15 protein-coding genes are annotated in these 15805 nt (G+C 62.8%); 7 read left to right on the top strand and 8 right to left on the bottom strand.

The features are described from left to right. Nucleotides 1-42 precede the first annotated feature (42 nt). Entirely contained in the window at nucleotides 43-1329 is a 1287-nt protein-coding gene (locus tag AAA969_RS14390) for a hypothetical protein (RefSeq protein ID WP_338246937.1), read from the bottom strand. A gap of 99 nt (nucleotides 1330-1428) precedes the next feature. Here AAA969_RS14390 and AAA969_RS14395 point away from each other — a divergent pair, with 99 nt between their 5' ends. Genes AAA969_RS14395 through holA form a run of 4 tightly spaced genes read left to right on the top strand, consistent with a single transcriptional unit; the run spans nucleotide 1429 to nucleotide 6299 of the window. After that, nucleotides 1429-2088, top strand: coding sequence for a DUF3576 domain-containing protein (locus tag AAA969_RS14395; RefSeq protein WP_338246939.1), 660 nt, complete (start codon nucleotides 1429-1431; stop codon nucleotides 2086-2088). Nucleotides 2089-2143: 55 nt separating this feature from the next. Continuing rightward, the gene (leuS, locus tag AAA969_RS14400) at nucleotides 2144-4741 is read left to right on the top strand and encodes a leucine--tRNA ligase (protein ID WP_338246941.1); all 2598 of its coding nucleotides are present in this window, start codon (nucleotides 2144-2146) and stop codon (nucleotides 4739-4741) included. Nucleotides 4742-4746: 5 nt separating this feature from the next. After that, entirely contained in the window at nucleotides 4747-5250 is a 504-nt protein-coding gene (lptE, locus tag AAA969_RS14405) for an LPS assembly lipoprotein LptE (protein WP_338246943.1), read from the top strand. After that, nucleotides 5247-6299, top strand: a complete 1053-nt coding sequence (gene holA, locus AAA969_RS14410; RefSeq protein ID WP_338246946.1) for a DNA polymerase III subunit delta — start codon at nucleotides 5247-5249, stop codon at nucleotides 6297-6299. Before lptE ends, holA begins: the two co-directional genes overlap by 4 nt. 4 nt (nucleotides 6300-6303) lie before the next feature. On the opposite strand, the gene AAA969_RS14415 is transcribed toward holA, so the two are convergent. The 6 genes from AAA969_RS14415 to AAA969_RS14440 all read right to left on the bottom strand — a co-directional run bounded on the left by AAA969_RS14415 (nucleotide 6304) and on the right by AAA969_RS14440 (nucleotide 12229). After that, nucleotides 6304-7224 carry a ParB/RepB/Spo0J family partition protein gene (locus AAA969_RS14415; protein ID WP_338246948.1) on the bottom strand — a complete coding sequence of 307 codons (921 nt, stop codon included), beginning with the start codon at nucleotides 7222-7224 and terminating at the stop codon, nucleotides 6304-6306. Further along, nucleotides 7221-8078 carry a ParA family protein gene (locus AAA969_RS14420; protein ID WP_425325010.1) on the bottom strand — a complete coding sequence of 286 codons (858 nt, stop codon included), beginning with the start codon at nucleotides 8076-8078 and terminating at the stop codon, nucleotides 7221-7223. The genes AAA969_RS14415 and AAA969_RS14420 overlap by 4 nt, the downstream gene beginning before the upstream one ends. After that, entirely contained in the window at nucleotides 8056-8679 is a 624-nt protein-coding gene (gene rsmG, locus AAA969_RS14425; RefSeq protein WP_338246952.1) for a 16S rRNA (guanine(527)-N(7))-methyltransferase RsmG, read from the bottom strand. The genes AAA969_RS14420 and rsmG overlap by 23 nt, the downstream gene beginning before the upstream one ends. Further along, complete coding sequence (mnmG, locus tag AAA969_RS14430; RefSeq protein ID WP_338246954.1) at nucleotides 8680-10539, bottom strand: tRNA uridine-5-carboxymethylaminomethyl(34) synthesis enzyme MnmG; 1860 nt, start codon at nucleotides 10537-10539, stop codon at nucleotides 8680-8682. It abuts the gene before it with no gap. A 120-nt stretch (nucleotides 10540-10659) separates the two neighbouring features. Beyond that, entirely contained in the window at nucleotides 10660-11976 is a 1317-nt protein-coding gene (gene mnmE / locus AAA969_RS14435) for a tRNA uridine-5-carboxymethylaminomethyl(34) synthesis GTPase MnmE (protein WP_338246955.1), read from the bottom strand. A 4-nt stretch (nucleotides 11977-11980) separates the two neighbouring features. Next, nucleotides 11981-12229: a DUF6489 family protein gene (locus AAA969_RS14440; RefSeq protein WP_338246957.1), complete on the bottom strand. Its 249-nt coding sequence runs from the start codon at nucleotides 12227-12229 to the stop codon at nucleotides 11981-11983. Between the two features lie 48 nt (nucleotides 12230-12277). On the opposite strand from AAA969_RS14440, the gene AAA969_RS14445 reads away from it, so the two are divergent. Beyond that, complete coding sequence (locus AAA969_RS14445) at nucleotides 12278-12976, top strand: dienelactone hydrolase family protein (RefSeq protein WP_338246959.1); 699 nt, start codon at nucleotides 12278-12280, stop codon at nucleotides 12974-12976. A gap of 103 nt (nucleotides 12977-13079) precedes the next feature. Beyond that, entirely contained in the window at nucleotides 13080-13904 is an 825-nt protein-coding gene (locus tag AAA969_RS14450; RefSeq protein WP_338246961.1) for a LytR/AlgR family response regulator transcription factor, read from the top strand. A gap of 138 nt (nucleotides 13905-14042) precedes the next feature. Here AAA969_RS14450 and AAA969_RS14455 read toward each other — a convergent pair whose 3' ends face one another. Beyond that, complete coding sequence (locus AAA969_RS14455) at nucleotides 14043-14675, bottom strand: glutathione S-transferase family protein (RefSeq protein WP_338246964.1); 633 nt, start codon at nucleotides 14673-14675, stop codon at nucleotides 14043-14045. A gap of 205 nt (nucleotides 14676-14880) precedes the next feature. On the opposite strand from AAA969_RS14455, the gene AAA969_RS14460 reads away from it, so the two are divergent. Then, on the top strand, nucleotides 14881-15750 hold the full coding sequence (locus tag AAA969_RS14460) for a glycerophosphodiester phosphodiesterase family protein (protein WP_338246966.1): 870 nt from the start codon (nucleotides 14881-14883) through the stop codon (nucleotides 15748-15750). The last annotated feature ends 55 nt before the right edge of the window (nucleotides 15751-15805 follow it).

The following is a 15805-nucleotide window of genomic DNA, read 5'->3' on the forward strand; positions in this document are numbered from 1 at the left end:
TACGGCCGGGGTGAAAGAAGTCTGAGGCCTGTTGCGGAATTGTCAGTATCGCCAGCCGAGCTCAAGAAAGGCGGTGAATGCGTCCACCTCCCGCTGGACACGGCCCGGACCGGAGCTCTCCGGAAAGCTGGTCTCGGCGGCCTGGAGTCCGAAGGCCACGAGCCCGTGATCACCGACGAGACGCGAGCTGGCAATTTGCCAGATTTCGCTGTCGCTGTGGACAAAGTCATCGCTGGACGCGGCAAACTCCAGCGTCGTCAGCCAGTCGCCGCTCTCCCATCCGATGGAGCTGGCCCAGGCCTCGTAATCACCAGATCCTGAAACCGCATTATTGCTTCGGCGCCAGCGGCCCCCGGCACGCCAGTCCTGCCAGCGCCAGGACAGGCCCGCATCGACACCCGAGACAGGCTCAAAGCCCGGCCCGCCCTCCACCCGCCCAGCCTGGCTGGCCGACAGGCTCGCTGCCCATTCATGCTCGCCGCGACGGACTTGGTAGGTCAGGGCCAGTTCGGCGACGTCACGATTGATCGCGCCAACCTGCCCGCCCGGCCCTGTGCCGCGCGGGCAGTAGTCGACGCCGCATTGGCTGACTTCGGGCGTGAACGAGACCGCCGCCCTGACCGTGCCCACGGTTGTTTCCTGACCCAGAGCGACCGATCGAAACACGAATTTTGGGTCCTGCCCGGAATGGGGCGCTTCGGTTCGAACCGCTGTAACGGAACTGGCGCGCAGATGCCCGCCATCGGCGCGCACCAGGCGAGCGGTTGCAGGTCCGCCCACCGGATCGAGTCGGGCCGCGCCGGCGCCATAGCCCAAACGTACTTCGCCCCAGCCAGTATCGGTGAAGAGATAGGCTTCGGAGATCGCCGCTCGGGAGCGATCGCCACCGAAAGCGCCGTCGCTGAACAGGCCGCTGTCAGACGCGATGGGGGTTTGAGGCGCCGCGACGGTCCCGACCCGTGCGCAATCGCCAATTGCCGCCGGACAACTCCCGACACGGCCACCATGCGCCGCGCCGGGCAGGTCACGCTCGGCATGGCCGGTCAGGACCAAGCCCCAGCGGCGGCCGAGATCGGTGAAGCTTTCGAAGTCCAGGCCCAACTCGAGATCAGCCAGCATCTCGATGCTGTCGTCTGGCGTATCACCGCCCAACAAGACAAGGCCGGCATCCCCACGCCAGGTCAGGCTATGGACGGATTCAAGTTCGAAAGGATCGCGGGATTGCGGCGCCGGATTCTGCGGGAAAGCGGGGTCCTGCGGGAATGCCGGCGGGGCCGCAAGTGTCCCGGACAGAGCAGCGAAAAGTATCGCGCTTGAAGTCCGTTTCATCGCTCGCGGTCCCGCCGATCGGCCCCGTCCCCCCGGACGTCGCGCCTTACAGGAGGTTAGCGCGCGCGTCCGGTCAAGCGTCCGGAAAGTGTTGAATGCGTGTTCACCAAAATATGTTGCAGGTTTGTCACGCCTGACTGGGTGCCTTTCGCCGCTGGCGCGCGCGATTTCGCGTGTTATACAAAGCCTTCAAAATCTGAAGCGCGTTTGCGTCTTTCAGTTTATCGCGCGTTTTCGCCGTTTGTTTCGAAGGAGTCACGGCACATGTCGGACCGTCGGATTCTTGGATTGATCCTTTCTGCCGCCATCCTCGCCCTGCCGGCTTGCGCATCGCGCAACGCCGACACTGCGGACTCATCGTCGGAGTCTTCCGGATTCCGCCTGCCCTCGCTGCCGAATCCGCTGGCCAACAACCGTCCGGTTGAGGCCGAAGGCATCGGGGTGAACGGCTTCCTGTGGCGAGCGAGCCTCGACACGATCAGCTTCATGCCGCTGGCGGAAGTCGACCCGTTTGGTGGCGTGATCGTCACCGACTGGTACGCCAATCCGCAAATGGCGAACGAGCGCTTCAAACTGACGGTTTACATCCTCGATACGCGTCTGCGTGCCGATGCGCTGGCTGTCAGTGCCTTCCGTCAGGTCCGCAGTGAGACGGGCGAGTGGATCGATGCCGAAACGGGCGCTCAAACCGCCTACGACATTGAAAACGCGATCCTGACCCGCGCGCGGCAACTGCGCATTTCACAGCTGGAAAACTAGTCCGGCTGCCAAGCCTGATCGATTACCGGGGGCGCGGCGCGGCCGCGGGCCAGACATGACACGATACAATCCTCGCGAGGCCGAACCCAAGTGGCAGTCGGCCTGGGATGCCTGTGATGCATTCAAGGCCCAAGGGCCGATCGCATCGGGCGGCAAGCCGAAATACTATGTGCTCGAGATGTTTCCCTACCCGTCGGGTCGGATTCATGTCGGCCACTCCCGGAATTACACGATGGGTGACGTCGTGGCGCGCTACAAGCGCGCGCGCGGCTTCGACGTGCTTCACCCGATGGGCTGGGATGCCTTCGGTCTTCCGGCCGAGAATGCCGCCCGAGATCGCGGCGTGCATCCCGGCGCTTGGACCTACGACAATATTGACGCCATGCGGGGCCAGCTGCAGCGTCTGGGGCTGGCGCTCGACTGGAGCCGCGAGTTCGCAACCTGCGATCCCGCCTATTACCGCCATCAGCAGGCGATCTTCATCAAGTTGATGGAGCAGGGCCTGGTCTATCGCAAGACCGCCAAGGTCAATTGGGACCCGGTGGACCAGACCGTTCTGGCCAATGAACAAGTCATCGACGGTCGGGGCTGGCGCTCTGGCGCGCTCGTCGTCCAGCGTGAGCTGGACCAGTGGTTTTTCAAGATCACCGATTATGCAGACGAGCTCACCGACGCCCTCGACGAACTGGATCGCTGGCCGGACAAGGTCCGGACCATGCAATCCAACTGGATTGGCCGGTCACGCGGTGCAGAAGTCAGCTTTCCGCTGACCGACGCGGATCTGTCTGCCGAGTTCGGCGCGACGATCGACGTTTTCACAACGCGCCCGGACACGCTCTTCGGCGCCAGTTTCCTGGCGCTCGCGCCGGATCATCCGATAGTCAAAGCGCTCGCCGCTGATGATCCGGAGATCGACCGTTTCATGCGCGAATGCGCGCGCATGGGCACGACCGCGGAAGAAATCGAGAAGGCGCCGAAGCGGGGCGTCGACCTCGGCATCACGGTACGCCACCCCTTTGATGAAACTTGGGAATTGCCGGTCTGGTCGGCCAATTTCGTACTCTCCGGCTACGGCACTGGCGCCATTTTCGGGTCGCCAGCCGGCGATCAGCGCGATCTCGACTTCGCCCGCAAATACGGCCTGCCTGTCAATCCGGTGGTCCTGCCGCCGAACGCCGATGCCGCGAGCCATGTGATCACAGACGAGGCCTATACCGGCCCGGGTACGATCTATAATTCACGCTTCCTGGACGGTCTCTCGACAACGGACGCCATCGAGCGCGCCATCGCCGAGCTCGAGAGCCTGAAGCTGGGCAAGGGTGCAACCAGCTATCGCCTGCGCGACTGGCTGGTCTCTCGCCAGCGCTATTGGGGTTGCCCGATTCCGGTGGTTCACTGCGGTGATTGCGGTGTGGTGCCGGTCCCGCAGGACCAGCTTCCGGTCAAGTTGCCCGACGATGTCACCTTCGATCATCCGAGCAATCCGCTCGAGCGTCATCCGACCTGGAAGAACACGGACTGCCCGTCCTGTGGCAAGCCGGCACGGCGCGAAACCGATACGCTGGACACCTTCGTCTGCTCGTCCTGGTATTTCCTGCGCTTCACCTCGCCTTGGGCAGAGGACACACCCTTCCTGGCCAGCGACGCCGAGCACTGGATGCCGGTCGACCAGTATGTCGGCGGTATCGAGCACGCCATCCTGCACCTTCTTTATGCCCGCTTCTTCACGCGGGCCCTGAATGATGCCGGCCTGATGAACATGTCGTCCGGTGAGCCTTTCGCCGGCCTGTTCACCCAGGGCATGGTGACCCACGAGACCTACAAGTCCGCCGAAGGCAAATGGCTGTCTCCAGAGGAGGTCGACCAAGGCGAGAACGGGATGGTCGAGATTGCCACGGGCAAGCCGGTGACGGTGGGCTCGATCGAGAAAATGTCCAAGTCGAAGAAGAATGTGGTCGATCTGGACGCCTTTATCGAAAGCTATGGCGCTGATGCCGTCCGCTGGTTTGTCCTCTCGGATTCGCCGCCGGAACGCGACGTCGAATACACCGATAGTGGTGTTGAGGGTGTCTGGCGGTTTATCCAGCGCCTGTGGAGCACGATAAACTCCCTTCCGGAAGGTGCACCGGGACCGCTGACCGTCGCTGAAGACGCCACCGGCGAGGCACTCGACATCCGCCGCGCCGCCCACAAGGCCTTGCAGTCGGTCACCGAGTCGATCGAGGGCTTCCGCTTCAATTCCGCAGTGGCGCAGGTCCATGACCTGGTCAATGTGCTGCGCAAGTTCGAACCGGCAGACGCCGGCGGGATCGCGGCCAAGGCAGAGGCGCTGGGGATCCTGGTCCGGATCATCGCGCCTTTCGTCCCGCACCTGGCCGAAGAATGCTGGGCCCTGCTCGGCGGAGACGGTCTGGTCATTGATGCGGCCTGGCCCGAGGCAAACGCCGCGCTTCTTGTCGCCGACAGCGTCGTCCTGCCCGTTCAGGTCAATGGCAAGCGGCGGACTGAGATCGAGGCTCCCAAGGGCGCCGCCCAGGATGTCGTTGAAGCAATGGCAATGGCGGACGAAACCGTCCAGCGCGCGCTGGAAGGGCTTACTGTCCGCAAGGTTATCGTGGTACCTGATCGTATCGTGAATATCGTCGCAGGATAGAAACCATGGGTTCCAGCCGCCGCGCCCTCTTGATCATGATCGCCGCGTCGGCAGGTGTCGCCCTGTCAGGCTGTGGTTTCTCGCCGATGTATGGCGAATCCGGCGTCAGCGCGGCGCTGTCCGATATCCGAGTGGAGACCGGCCGGGAACAGGTCGACTTCCATCTCCAGGAAGCGCTGCTCGACCGGATGGGAGCGCGCCACGCCTCGGGTCCCTACATCTTGCGCACCGAGAGTGACACAACCCGCTCACCGCTCGGCGTTGGCGCTGACGCCGCGATCTCCCGCTATGCGATCGGCCTGACTGTTGATTATGGCCTCTTCCGCGACGGGGATGTCGATCCGGTCGTATCCGGAACAGTCCGCTCGGAAGCCTCCTACAATGTCCCGCTCTCGGTCTATGCCTCGGTTTCGGCCGAACGCGACGCGACGGAGCGGGCCGCTCAGCTGGCTGCGGAACGAATCGCCAGTCAGCTCGTGCGGGCGTTGCAGGACGCCAACACGCAGTGAAGGCCACCGCGCGGGATGCCGATGCCCGGGTCAGCAAACCCGACCCGTCAATCCGCGCCTACCTGATCTACGGACCGGATCGTGGCCTCACCCATGAACGGGCCCAGACGCTCGTCCGCGCCATCCTCGAAGATCCTGACGATCCCTTCGCGCTCACCCAGCTGACAGAAGAAGATCTCAAATCCGATCCGGCCGGCCTGGCCGATGCGATGGCGGCCATGTCGCTCACCGGCGGCAAACGCCTGGTCCGGGTCCGGCTCACGGGTGAAACCGGGAGCGGACCGATTATCGACCTGATCAAGGACCTCGAGAGCGGCTCTCTCGCGGCGGAAGCGGTGCTGCTGGTCGAATCAGGAGATCTAACGCCGCGAGGGAAGCTCCGAAAAACCTTTGAACCGGCAAAAAGTGCAATAGCAATAGCATGTTATGCTGATAGTGCTCATTCACTCGAATCGCTCTGTGAAGATATGCTCAAGGTTGAAGGGCTCATTCTTGATCGCGATGCGCGTGATGCATGGCTGCCCCGGCTGGAAGGCGACCGTGCGCTGGCCCGTGGCGAGATTGAAAAGCTCATCCTCTACAAGGGGCTCCGCTCACAACGCTTGGAGGGCGAGGACACGGTCACGCGCTCAGACATCGAAGCGATCGCGGCTGACCAGGGTGAGGCCCAACTTGACGCCGTACTGGCACCGGCTTTGCTCGGACTGATGACGAAGGCCGACAGTGCCTACCATCGCTCGATCAGTGCCGGTGGCTCGGCGGTCGGAATTCTGCGCGCCCTGCAACGCCGGCTCGATCAGCTCGGTGCCGTCCATGCTGCTGGCGGAAATGAGACCGCGATGGCAAGAAGCGGCGCGCCACGCTTTGGACCCCAGGCCGACGCCTTCAAGCGACAGCTTTCAATGTGGCGGGGTCGGCGGCTGGATCACGCGCGCCAACTCGCCTTTGATGCGGAACGCGCCGTCAAGCGCTCCGGGGCTCCGGCAGAGGCCCTGGTCGGCGATCTGCTCCTGCGCTTGGCGCGCGGTGCTGCACAGATGGGGCGTTAGGCGCCTACCCGCGGCTCACGTCAGCACTCAAGCGACGGCAGACATCATCGAGTTGCTCGAGGGTCTTGTACTGGACCCGCAGCTCACCGCCCTTGGCGCCATGGCGAATATCGACAGCCAGACCCAGACGGGCGGTGATATCCGCTTCAAGCGAGCGTGTGTCCGCGTCCTTGGAATCATGGCTTCGAGGAGCCGCCTTGGTCTCGGGTGCAGCGGGATTGTGCGCTTCCCGGGCCAGCTTTTCGGCATCCCGGACCGACAAACCCTTTGCAATGATCAGGTCGGCCAACGCCGCCGGATCGGGAGCGTTGGCGATCGCTCGCGCATGCCCGGCTGAAATCTGCCCGTCTGCCAACAAGTTGAGCACGGAGTCAGGAAGTGACAGGAGGCGCATCATGTTGGCGACATGACTACGGCTCTTGGAGACCGCGTGGGCGACGTCTTCCTGGGTATGACCGAAGCGATCGATCAGCTGACGATAGGCCTGCGCCTCTTCGACCGGGTTCAGATCCGCGCGCTGGACGTTCTCGACGATACCGATTTCCAGTGTCTCTCGGTCGGTGAGCTCGCGTACAAGCGCCGGCACTTCATGCAGGCGGGCCCGCTGAGCCGCGCGCCAGCGGCGCTCGCCGGCGACAATCTGGAAGCGCTCGCCGTCATCAACCGGCCGAACCAGGATCGGCTGGACAATCCCCTTGTCCGAGATCGATTCAGCGAGAGCATTGAGTTCTGGCTCGGAGATCGACTTGCGTGGCTGTTCTGGATTGGGCGCGATCAACTCGATCGGGATCATCCGCACACCATCACGCGACGGTTTGGCACGCTCGGTCGGCGCTTCCGGAGCGCTATAGCCTTCGGTATCGGTCTCGCCGAGCAAGGCCGACAAACCTCGACCCAGTCGCTTGTTCTTGTCGCTGGCGCTCATGCCACTTCACCCTGTTCTTCACGTCGACGCTTGCGTTCCTGCTGAACGATTTCCTTGGCCAGGCTGATATAGGCCTGGGACCCGCTGCAGTGCAGGTCATAGAGCAGGACAGGCTTGCCCACAGATGGCGCTTCGGAGACCCGCACATTGCGCGGGATGACGGTCTTGTAGACCTTGTCGCCGAAATGCTCCCTGACATCTGCCGCCACTTCCGCCGACAGGTTGTTGCGGCTGTCATACATGGTCAGAACGACGCCCTGTATGTCCAATCGGGAGTTCAGATGGCCTCGCACCCGCTCCACCGTCTTGAGCAGCTGTGACAGTCCCTCAAGGGCGAAGAACTCGCACTGCAGCGGCACCAGGATGGCGTCGGCCGCGGTCAGAGAATTGACGGTCAACACGTTCAGAGAGGGTGGGCAGTCAATCAGGATATAGTCGAGCGCCGCAGCATCCGGTCCGAGCGCATCAAGGCTTTGATCGATGGCACGCTTGAGGCGGTAGGAGCGGCGCTGATCATCGGCCAGTTCCAGCTCTGCTCCTGACAACATGACATCGGAGGGGACGATGCTGAGACCCGGCACCACCGTTGGCACCAGAGCGGATTTGAGCGAGTCCCCGCCTACCAAGACGTCATAGGATGTCAGGGTGCGCATGTTTGGCGGAACGCCGAGCCCGGTCGAGGCATTGCCCTGCGGGTCGAGATCGATGATGGCGACCCGCTGCTTGATCGCAGCGAGGGCTGTCCCGAGATTGATGGCCGTCGTGGTCTTTCCGACGCCGCCCTTTTGATTGGCAACAGCAATAACACGGGGCGCCTTGGCGCGCTGGACGTCATTTGACACGTTCCACCTCATGAATGCGCAGGATCACACCGTCACTGGTACGACTGGGTATGACTTCGTGATCGAATGTCCAGTGTTTAGCCGCCTCGGTCAATTCATCACGGTAGTTTTGCCCTTTGAAGAAAAGGCCTTGAGCGTTGTTTTTCAACAAGGGCGCGACATAGCCCAATAATTTATTCAAAGGGGCAAACGCCCGCGCGGTGATGAGATCGAACCCTTCGGCAGGGTCCAGGGTTTCGACTCGCACGGATCGCGCGTCCGCATCCAGGCCCAACGCACCAATGGTTTTGCGAAGAAAGGCGACTTTCTTGCCAACGGAGTCGACCATGGTGACGTGAGCCGCCTGGCCGCGATCGCGAAAGCCCAGGGCGAGCGCTATGCCGGGAAAGCCGGCACCGGCTCCCAGATCCGCGACCTTCATCACGCTTGGCGGGATGTGCTCGAGAAGCTGGTAGCTATCCATCGCATGACGCGCCCAGAATTGGTCAAGCGTCGAGCGCCCGACCAGATTAGTGTGGGCATTCGTTTCGACCAGCAGGGCCCGCCATTGCTCAAAGCCATCGAGTGTTTCACGTGAAACACCGGTTTCCCGGCCAAACGCGTCCCGGTCCATCTAGCTGGCCTCCTGCGCACGCCGTTTCACGTGCGCCAAAACAGCCGTGAGGGCGCCCGGCGTCACGCCTTCAATACGGGAGGCCTGTCCCAGCGTTTCGGGACGGGCGAGTTCAAGCTTTTCCCGAGCCTCATTCGACAGACCGCCGATCCGGCCATAATCAAGATCCCGCGGCAGGCGAACCGACTCGTCGCGACGGAAGGCGAGAATGTCCGCTTGCTGTCGATCAATATAGCCGGCGTAGAGCGCATCGATCTCGATCTGCTCAGCCACGCTGGCGCTGACCTGGGCCAGTTCTGGCCAAATCTCGCTCACCCGAGACCAGTCCACACCGGGATAGGCCAGCAGTTCCGAGACATCCCGACGCTTTCCGTCAGCATTCACCGATAGGCCCTTTGACCGGGCCTCATTCGGGGTCAACGACAGGCTCTTGGCCAATGACCGCGTCGCGGCAAGCTCAGACAATTTACCATCAAACCGGTCCGCTCGCGTCTTTCCGACGAGGCCAAGCGAAACACCGGTCGGGGTCAGGCGCTGGTCAGCATTGTCGGCCCGGAGTGACAGACGATACTCGGCCCGTGATGTGAACATGCGATAGGGCTCACTCACACCCCGCGTGATCAGGTCGTCGATCATCACGCCAATATAAGCCTCGGATCGGCTGAGAACGAAGGGCGCCCGGCCGGTCGCGGCCAGTGCGGCATTGGCACCGGCCATCAGGCCCTGGGCCGCCGCCTCTTCATAACCCGTCGTGCCATTGATCTGTCCAGCCAGCCAGAGTCCCGCGCGCTTGCGCATCTGCAGGGTCGCGTCGAGCTCTCGCGGGTCAACATAGTCATACTCGATCGCGTAGCCGTAGCGCTTCACCTCGACCTGTTCGAGGCCCGGGATCGTTTCCAGGAAGCGCTGCTGCACATCGTCGGGAAGCGAGGTCGAGATACCATTTGGATAAACGGTATCGTCCTCCAACCCCTCCGGCTCCAGGAAGACCTGATGCTGAGACCGGTCGGCGAAACGGACCACCTTGTCCTCGATCGACGGACAATAGCGCGGGCCCCGACCCGCAATGGCGCCGGAATAGACCGCAGACTGGCCGAGATTATCGGCGATGATCTGATGGGTCGCGTCAGTCGTCCGGGTGATCGCACAGGTAATCTGCGGGACCGTGATCCGATCGGTCAGGAAGGAAAACGGCACCGGCTCGTCATCGGCAGCCTGCTGTTCCAGGGACTCCCAATCGATTGACGACTTGCGCAGCCGCGCCGGCGTCCCGGTTTTGAGCCTGCCCATGCGGAGATCGAGACCGTAGAGCGTATCAGACAAGCCGATGGACGGCGCCTCGCCGGCCCGTCCGGCGGGTATACGCTCGCTGCCGCGATGGATGAGGCCCCGCAGAAAAGTCCCGGTCGTGAGGACGACAGCCTTGGCATGGTAAGCCTGTCCGGAGGCATCAACAGCCCCGACGCAACGCTCACCGTCGAACATCAGATCCTCGACCGCTGCCGCCAGGATTTCGAGGTTATCGGTCGCCGCCAGTTCAGCCTGCATCCCGGCCCTGTAGAGCGCGCGATCCGACTGTGTCCGCGGTCCACGGACTGCCGGGCCCTTTGAGCGGTTCAAGAGTCGAAACTGGATTCCGGACGAATCCGCGACCCGGCCCATCACACCGTCCAGCGCATCAATCTCACGAACAAGATGGCCCTTGCCCAGACCACCAATGGCGGGATTGCAAGACATCTCGCCGATGGTCTCCAGCTTGTGGGTCATCAGCAGCGTGCGTGCGCCCAGCCGAGCGGAAGCCGCCGCGGCATCGCAGCCGGCATGGCCGCCACCAATGACAATCACATCCCAAGTCTGCATGGGTTTCGTCCGTCCGGTCCGAGCTCGAAAAGAGGTTGGCTTACATAGGGCCTTCACCGGGCCGAGTCGAGATCAAGCGGGGATGTTTCACGTGAAACACAAGTGAGGCTTAACCCGACCCTATTTGCCGATACAAAATTGCGAAAACACACGGTCCAACACGTCTTCGACGTCGACCCGACCGGTGAGACTCTCGAGGGCTCTCACAGCGAGACGCGCGTCCTCGCCCGCCAGTTCGGGCGCCAAGGCCAGATTGTCCCGACAGCGTGCCAGCGCTTCAAGCGCAGCCTCGACCGAGCGCCGGTGGCGGACCCGACTCAGGGCCGGCATCTCACGGGCAGAAAGCCGATCACGAACGATCGATTCAATGCGGCCCTCAAGTGCTGCAACGCCCTCGCCGGATTTCGCACTCAGGCGATAGGCGCCCTCGCTGCCTGAACCAGGCGCAAGATCCTGCTTGTTGAGCACCAGCAAGTCACCTTCCATCAGACGCCCTTTGAGGTCCTGCAACTCCTCTTGCGACCGGGCATCGGCGACCCCGATCCGGAGATCCGCATGCTCGGCCCGATCCAGCGCGCGCCGAACCCCCTCCGCTTCGATCGCATCGACCGCTTCACGCAAACCGGCGGTATCCGAAATCACGACCGGGAAGCCAGCCAGGGTCAGCTGAACCTCGACGATATCGCGCGTCGTTCCCGGAATATCCGTGACAATCGCTGCATCACGCCGCGCCAAACGGTTCAGCAAGCTCGATTTGCCCGCATTCGGCGCCCCGATCAGCGCGATCGAGAAACCGGTCCGGATCCGTTCGCCACGACGACCGTCATCCAGATGTGCGAGCATGGAGGCGATCAACGCACTCAAGGGCTCATGGGCCGTATGAGACAGCGCGTCGGGAACATCGTCCTCGTCGGGGAAATCAATCTCACCTTCGATGGACGCCATGGCGGTGATCAGGCGCTCACGCCATCCCTCATAGAGGCGCCGCAAGGAGCCCGACATCTGGGCCAGCGCCTGGGCCCTCTGGCCTTCGGTCTCGGCTTCAATCAGATCGGCGAGGCCCTCAGCTTCAGTCAGGTCAATTTTCTCGTTCTCGAACGCCCGGCGGGTGAACTCGCCCGCCTCTGCCGGATGCCCACCGGCCTCGTCGATCGCCGCCAGCATCGCCTCGATCACGGCGGGTCCGCCGTGCAGGTGAAACTCGACGCAATCCTCGCCGGTAAAACTCGCCGGTCCCGGAAACCAGAGAACCAGCCCACGGTCCAGCACGCGCCCACGCGAGTCCCACAGCACCCGTAGCGCCGCCTGTCGCGGCTCTGGACGCGGCAGGCCGGCGATCGCATCAAGCATTCCGCCGGCCCCGCTGCCCGACAGGCGTATCACGGCTACACCGGACCGGCCCGCCGGCGTGGCGAGCGCGTAAACAGTTGTATTCAAATGACTAACTGCCCTTCCCCGATCCCGGGGTGGTCCCAGCCTGACGCATCATCTCCATGAATTGATTGGTCATTTGGCCACCAATGGAGGACCATTGACGCATCAAGGCTTCCGGCTCCATGGATTCCAGATTAGCCTCGGTGCGACGAACCACTTCATCGACCATCGCCTCATTGATGCGTGAGACATCCGGCAAGCCGAGAAAGCTTCTTGCTTCATCCGGCGTGCAATCAATATCGATCTTGACCTTCATTCCGGCCTCCCGTGTACGGGTTGAAGGAGCACTCAACAGGAGCCCCCCATGAACGGTCAATATATCCCGATCACCGGACGTGATGGAGAATTTTCCGCTTATCGCGCCGTCCCCGCATCCGGCACAGGCCCGGGCGTCCTCGTCCTGCAGGAAATCTTCGGTGTGAACCACAACATGCGTGACATCTGCGACGGCCTTGCCGAAGCGGGTTTTGTGGCCCTGTGCCCGGATCTTTTCTGGCGTATCAAGCCGGGAATCGAACTGGACGATCATGTTGACGCCGATCTGCAGCGTGCCTTCCAACTATTTGGTGAATTCGATGTCGAGGCCGGCATGACCGATATCGCGGTCGCCCTCGCCCACCTCCGCAAGGATCCCGCCTGCACCGGCAAGGCCGGAGCGATCGGCTACTGCCTCGGTGGTCTGCTGGCTTACCTCACAGCCTGTCGCACCGATAGCGATGCGACCGTTGGCTATTATGGTGTTGGCATCGAGGGGCGTCTGGCTGAAGCCGATGCCCTTGACCGTCCCCTCCTGCTGCACATTGCCGGCAAGGACCAGTTCGTGCCCGCCGAAGCACAGGCCAGAATTCATGCCGCCTTCGACGAGCATGCCATGATCCGGCTCGAGGACTATCCCGACGAGGACCACGCCTTTGCGCGCCCGGACGGCGATCATTATGGCGAGCAGAGCGCCGGCGTCGCCAACGCCCTGACCCTGCAATTCCTGAAACAGGGGCTCACCTGACCCTCAACGCGCTCTGCTCGCGCAATTGTTAGAGCGTTGTCACTTGTCGACGGGGTGTCAGGTGGGCAGTAATTGACGTCTGGATCAGACCCGGTATCGATCATTGGCTTTCGTAGACGACATCCGCGACGTTCGCCTTGCAGGCTTTCCCCTGCGCCTGCCCTTCCTGGCCTTGACGACGCTGGGCTGGCTCGGATGCCTGCTGGTTTTCGCGACCGCAGCCTGGATCGACGCAGTCCGGGCCAACCCGCAGGTCACATACAGCATGATCCTACTGGCCTGGGGACGCGGGCTCATCCCCTGGCTCGTTCTCTTCCCACTGGTGTTCAAGCTCGGCGCCCGGCACGCGAATTCCGGACTGAGAGAAACCCTGGTGTCGGCGTTGACCGCCGGCACGATCGCGATGATCGCGGTGCTGGCCTATGCCAGCATCACCTTCTCGATCGGTACGGACCGCTCTCCGCTGGACACCATTGCCGCTTTCGGGATGCGCGCCTTCCTGTGGGACATTGTGCTGTTCGTCCTGACCTTCCTGCTTGGCCGACAGATGCGGCCAATCTTCGATCCCAGCACATTCGGAACACCGGATTATGGTTCTCTCGCGGTCAAGTCGAGCGGTCGCGTCGAATACATCCCGGTCCGCGATATTCTCGGCGCGACGGCCCAGGGCAATTACATCGCCCTGCACCTCGCCGAACGGGATGTGCTCCACCGTACCACCATGGCCCAGCTTGAATCCGCCCTGTCGGAGGCCGGCTTTGTCCGCATCCACCGCTCGCACCTGGTCAATCCGTCACGCATCAGTGTGGCGCGCTCGCGCGGAGAAAGCTTCCGGATAGTCGAGCTGACCAACGGCACCCAGCTGCCGGTATCGGACCGCTATCGGGCCGAGGTCCGCGATCAGCTCGACCAGCGCGTCCGCGGCTAGGGCTGCGTCGTCACACCGAGCTTGTGACACCACACGCACGCCACCGGTTTCAGCCCTACAGGCCAGACAACAAGTTCCGCAGGCAGCCGAGACACCCCCAGTGGGACCGCCCGGTGCCCGACCCTGTCGCCCTTCAGCCTAGTCGAGTGAGCTGGCGACAGCCCAGCTCGGGCGTCCGGTCATCCGCTCGAAATAAGCCTTCACCGCGTCCGGCGCGTCATCCAGCTGTTTGATCAACTTCAGCAGGAACAGCATGTAGACCACCGAGATGTCGGCAGCGGTGAACCGGTTCGCCACCAGAAAGTCGCGGTTTTTCAGACCGTGCTCAGCGAGCATGGCCAGGGCTTTCTGGGTATCCGACTTGGCGGACTTAGCGATGCCCGGATTCCGCGCCTTCTCCGGCAGCAGCATGGTGTGGGCGAGCAGCAGGGAGACCGGCATGATCATGCCGCTTTCACCGAAATGCAGCCATTGCAGATAGAGATGATAGTCAGCTTCGTCAGGCCTCACATCGAGGTCGGTCGGGCCATAACGACCCATGATGTATTGCATGATCGCGACGGACTCGAACATCACCCGGCCGTCATCATCAAGCGCCGGCACCTTGCGGAGCGGATGAATGTCGGCATAGGCCTCATCCCCCGCCGGCCGCTGGGCAAAGGCCACCGCTTCGAGCGTATAGGGCAGACCCATCTCCTCCAGCAGCCAGCGAACCCGGATCGAGCGGGTTCTCGGTGCGTGATAGAGACGCAGCTTCGGTGTATCGACCATGGTGGTACTCCCCGTTATTCAACGTCCGGCATTGATGCGCCGGATCATCGGTTCTTCAATCGTCCGGCCATTGAAACCATACCCGCGCCAATCAGCTATCCGAAATGTCGCATGATCGCGATACAGTCCTTCAATAACCGTTGGACAGACAGCCCCTGCAACAGCCCGGAAACCGGGCCACCACAGCCTACTCGAGGACCTCCCCATGCGCCGATCCGTCTTAGCTATCCTGGTCCTGATCGCGTCCTGTGCTCCCGAGCCGGTGGGTCTGGAGGACCGGCCGGCCCTGCCGGCCGCAGCCCTGACCTGCTTTCGCGCGGAGGGCTTCTCGATGCTCGCGGCACACCGCGGGGGCCCGGCCCCGGGCTATCCGGAAAATGCCCTCTCCAGCCTGCAGCGGCTCTCCGAGATCGGCGTCCTCTATGCCGAAATCGATGTCCGCCGGTCCAGCGATGGCGTTCTGTTTCTGCTTCATGACGACACGCTCGACCGGACAACGACCGGCACCGGCTCCGTGACCGGCCAGCCCTGGAGAGCGCTCTCGGACTTGCAGCTCGAAGACAATAACGGCCAAATCACCGCGGACCACATACCCACCCTCTCAGACGCCATTGCGCTGGCACAGACGGCCGGGCTGGTCCTCAATCTCGATCTCAAATCCGTGGCGCCGGAAGAGATTGTCCAGACCATCCAGACCACCAATGCCCGCGATCACGTCGCGATCATCGCCTACTCCGTCGAGGACGCGGCTGCCATCCACGCGCTGGATCCCGGCCTCGTCCTCTCGGTTCCCAATGACCTGCCCGGACTGGCGTCTGTCGGCGTCAATCTGGAGACAAGCTATATCTGGCTTGGTACCGGGCCGCTGGATGCCGAGATGGACGCGACGCTCGCCAGCCGCGGGCTGGAGACGTCAGCGGGTCTTTTCCGCCGTGAAGACGGGACTGATACACCCTATCTGGAGGCCCGCGCGGCCGGTATCGAGCTCCTTTCAATCGATGATGTCGATACCGCGGTTCGCGCGCTCGGTGGTGCGCAGACCCTGCGTGGGCAGATTGCCGCCTGCACGCCCTAGCCGGCAACTTACGAACCGGATCATACTGGCAGCTCGACCCAACTGCGCAGGTGAT

Source organism: Maricaulis maris, assembly GCF_036322705.1.
GTDB lineage: Bacteria > Pseudomonadota > Alphaproteobacteria > Caulobacterales > Maricaulaceae > Maricaulis > Maricaulis maris_B.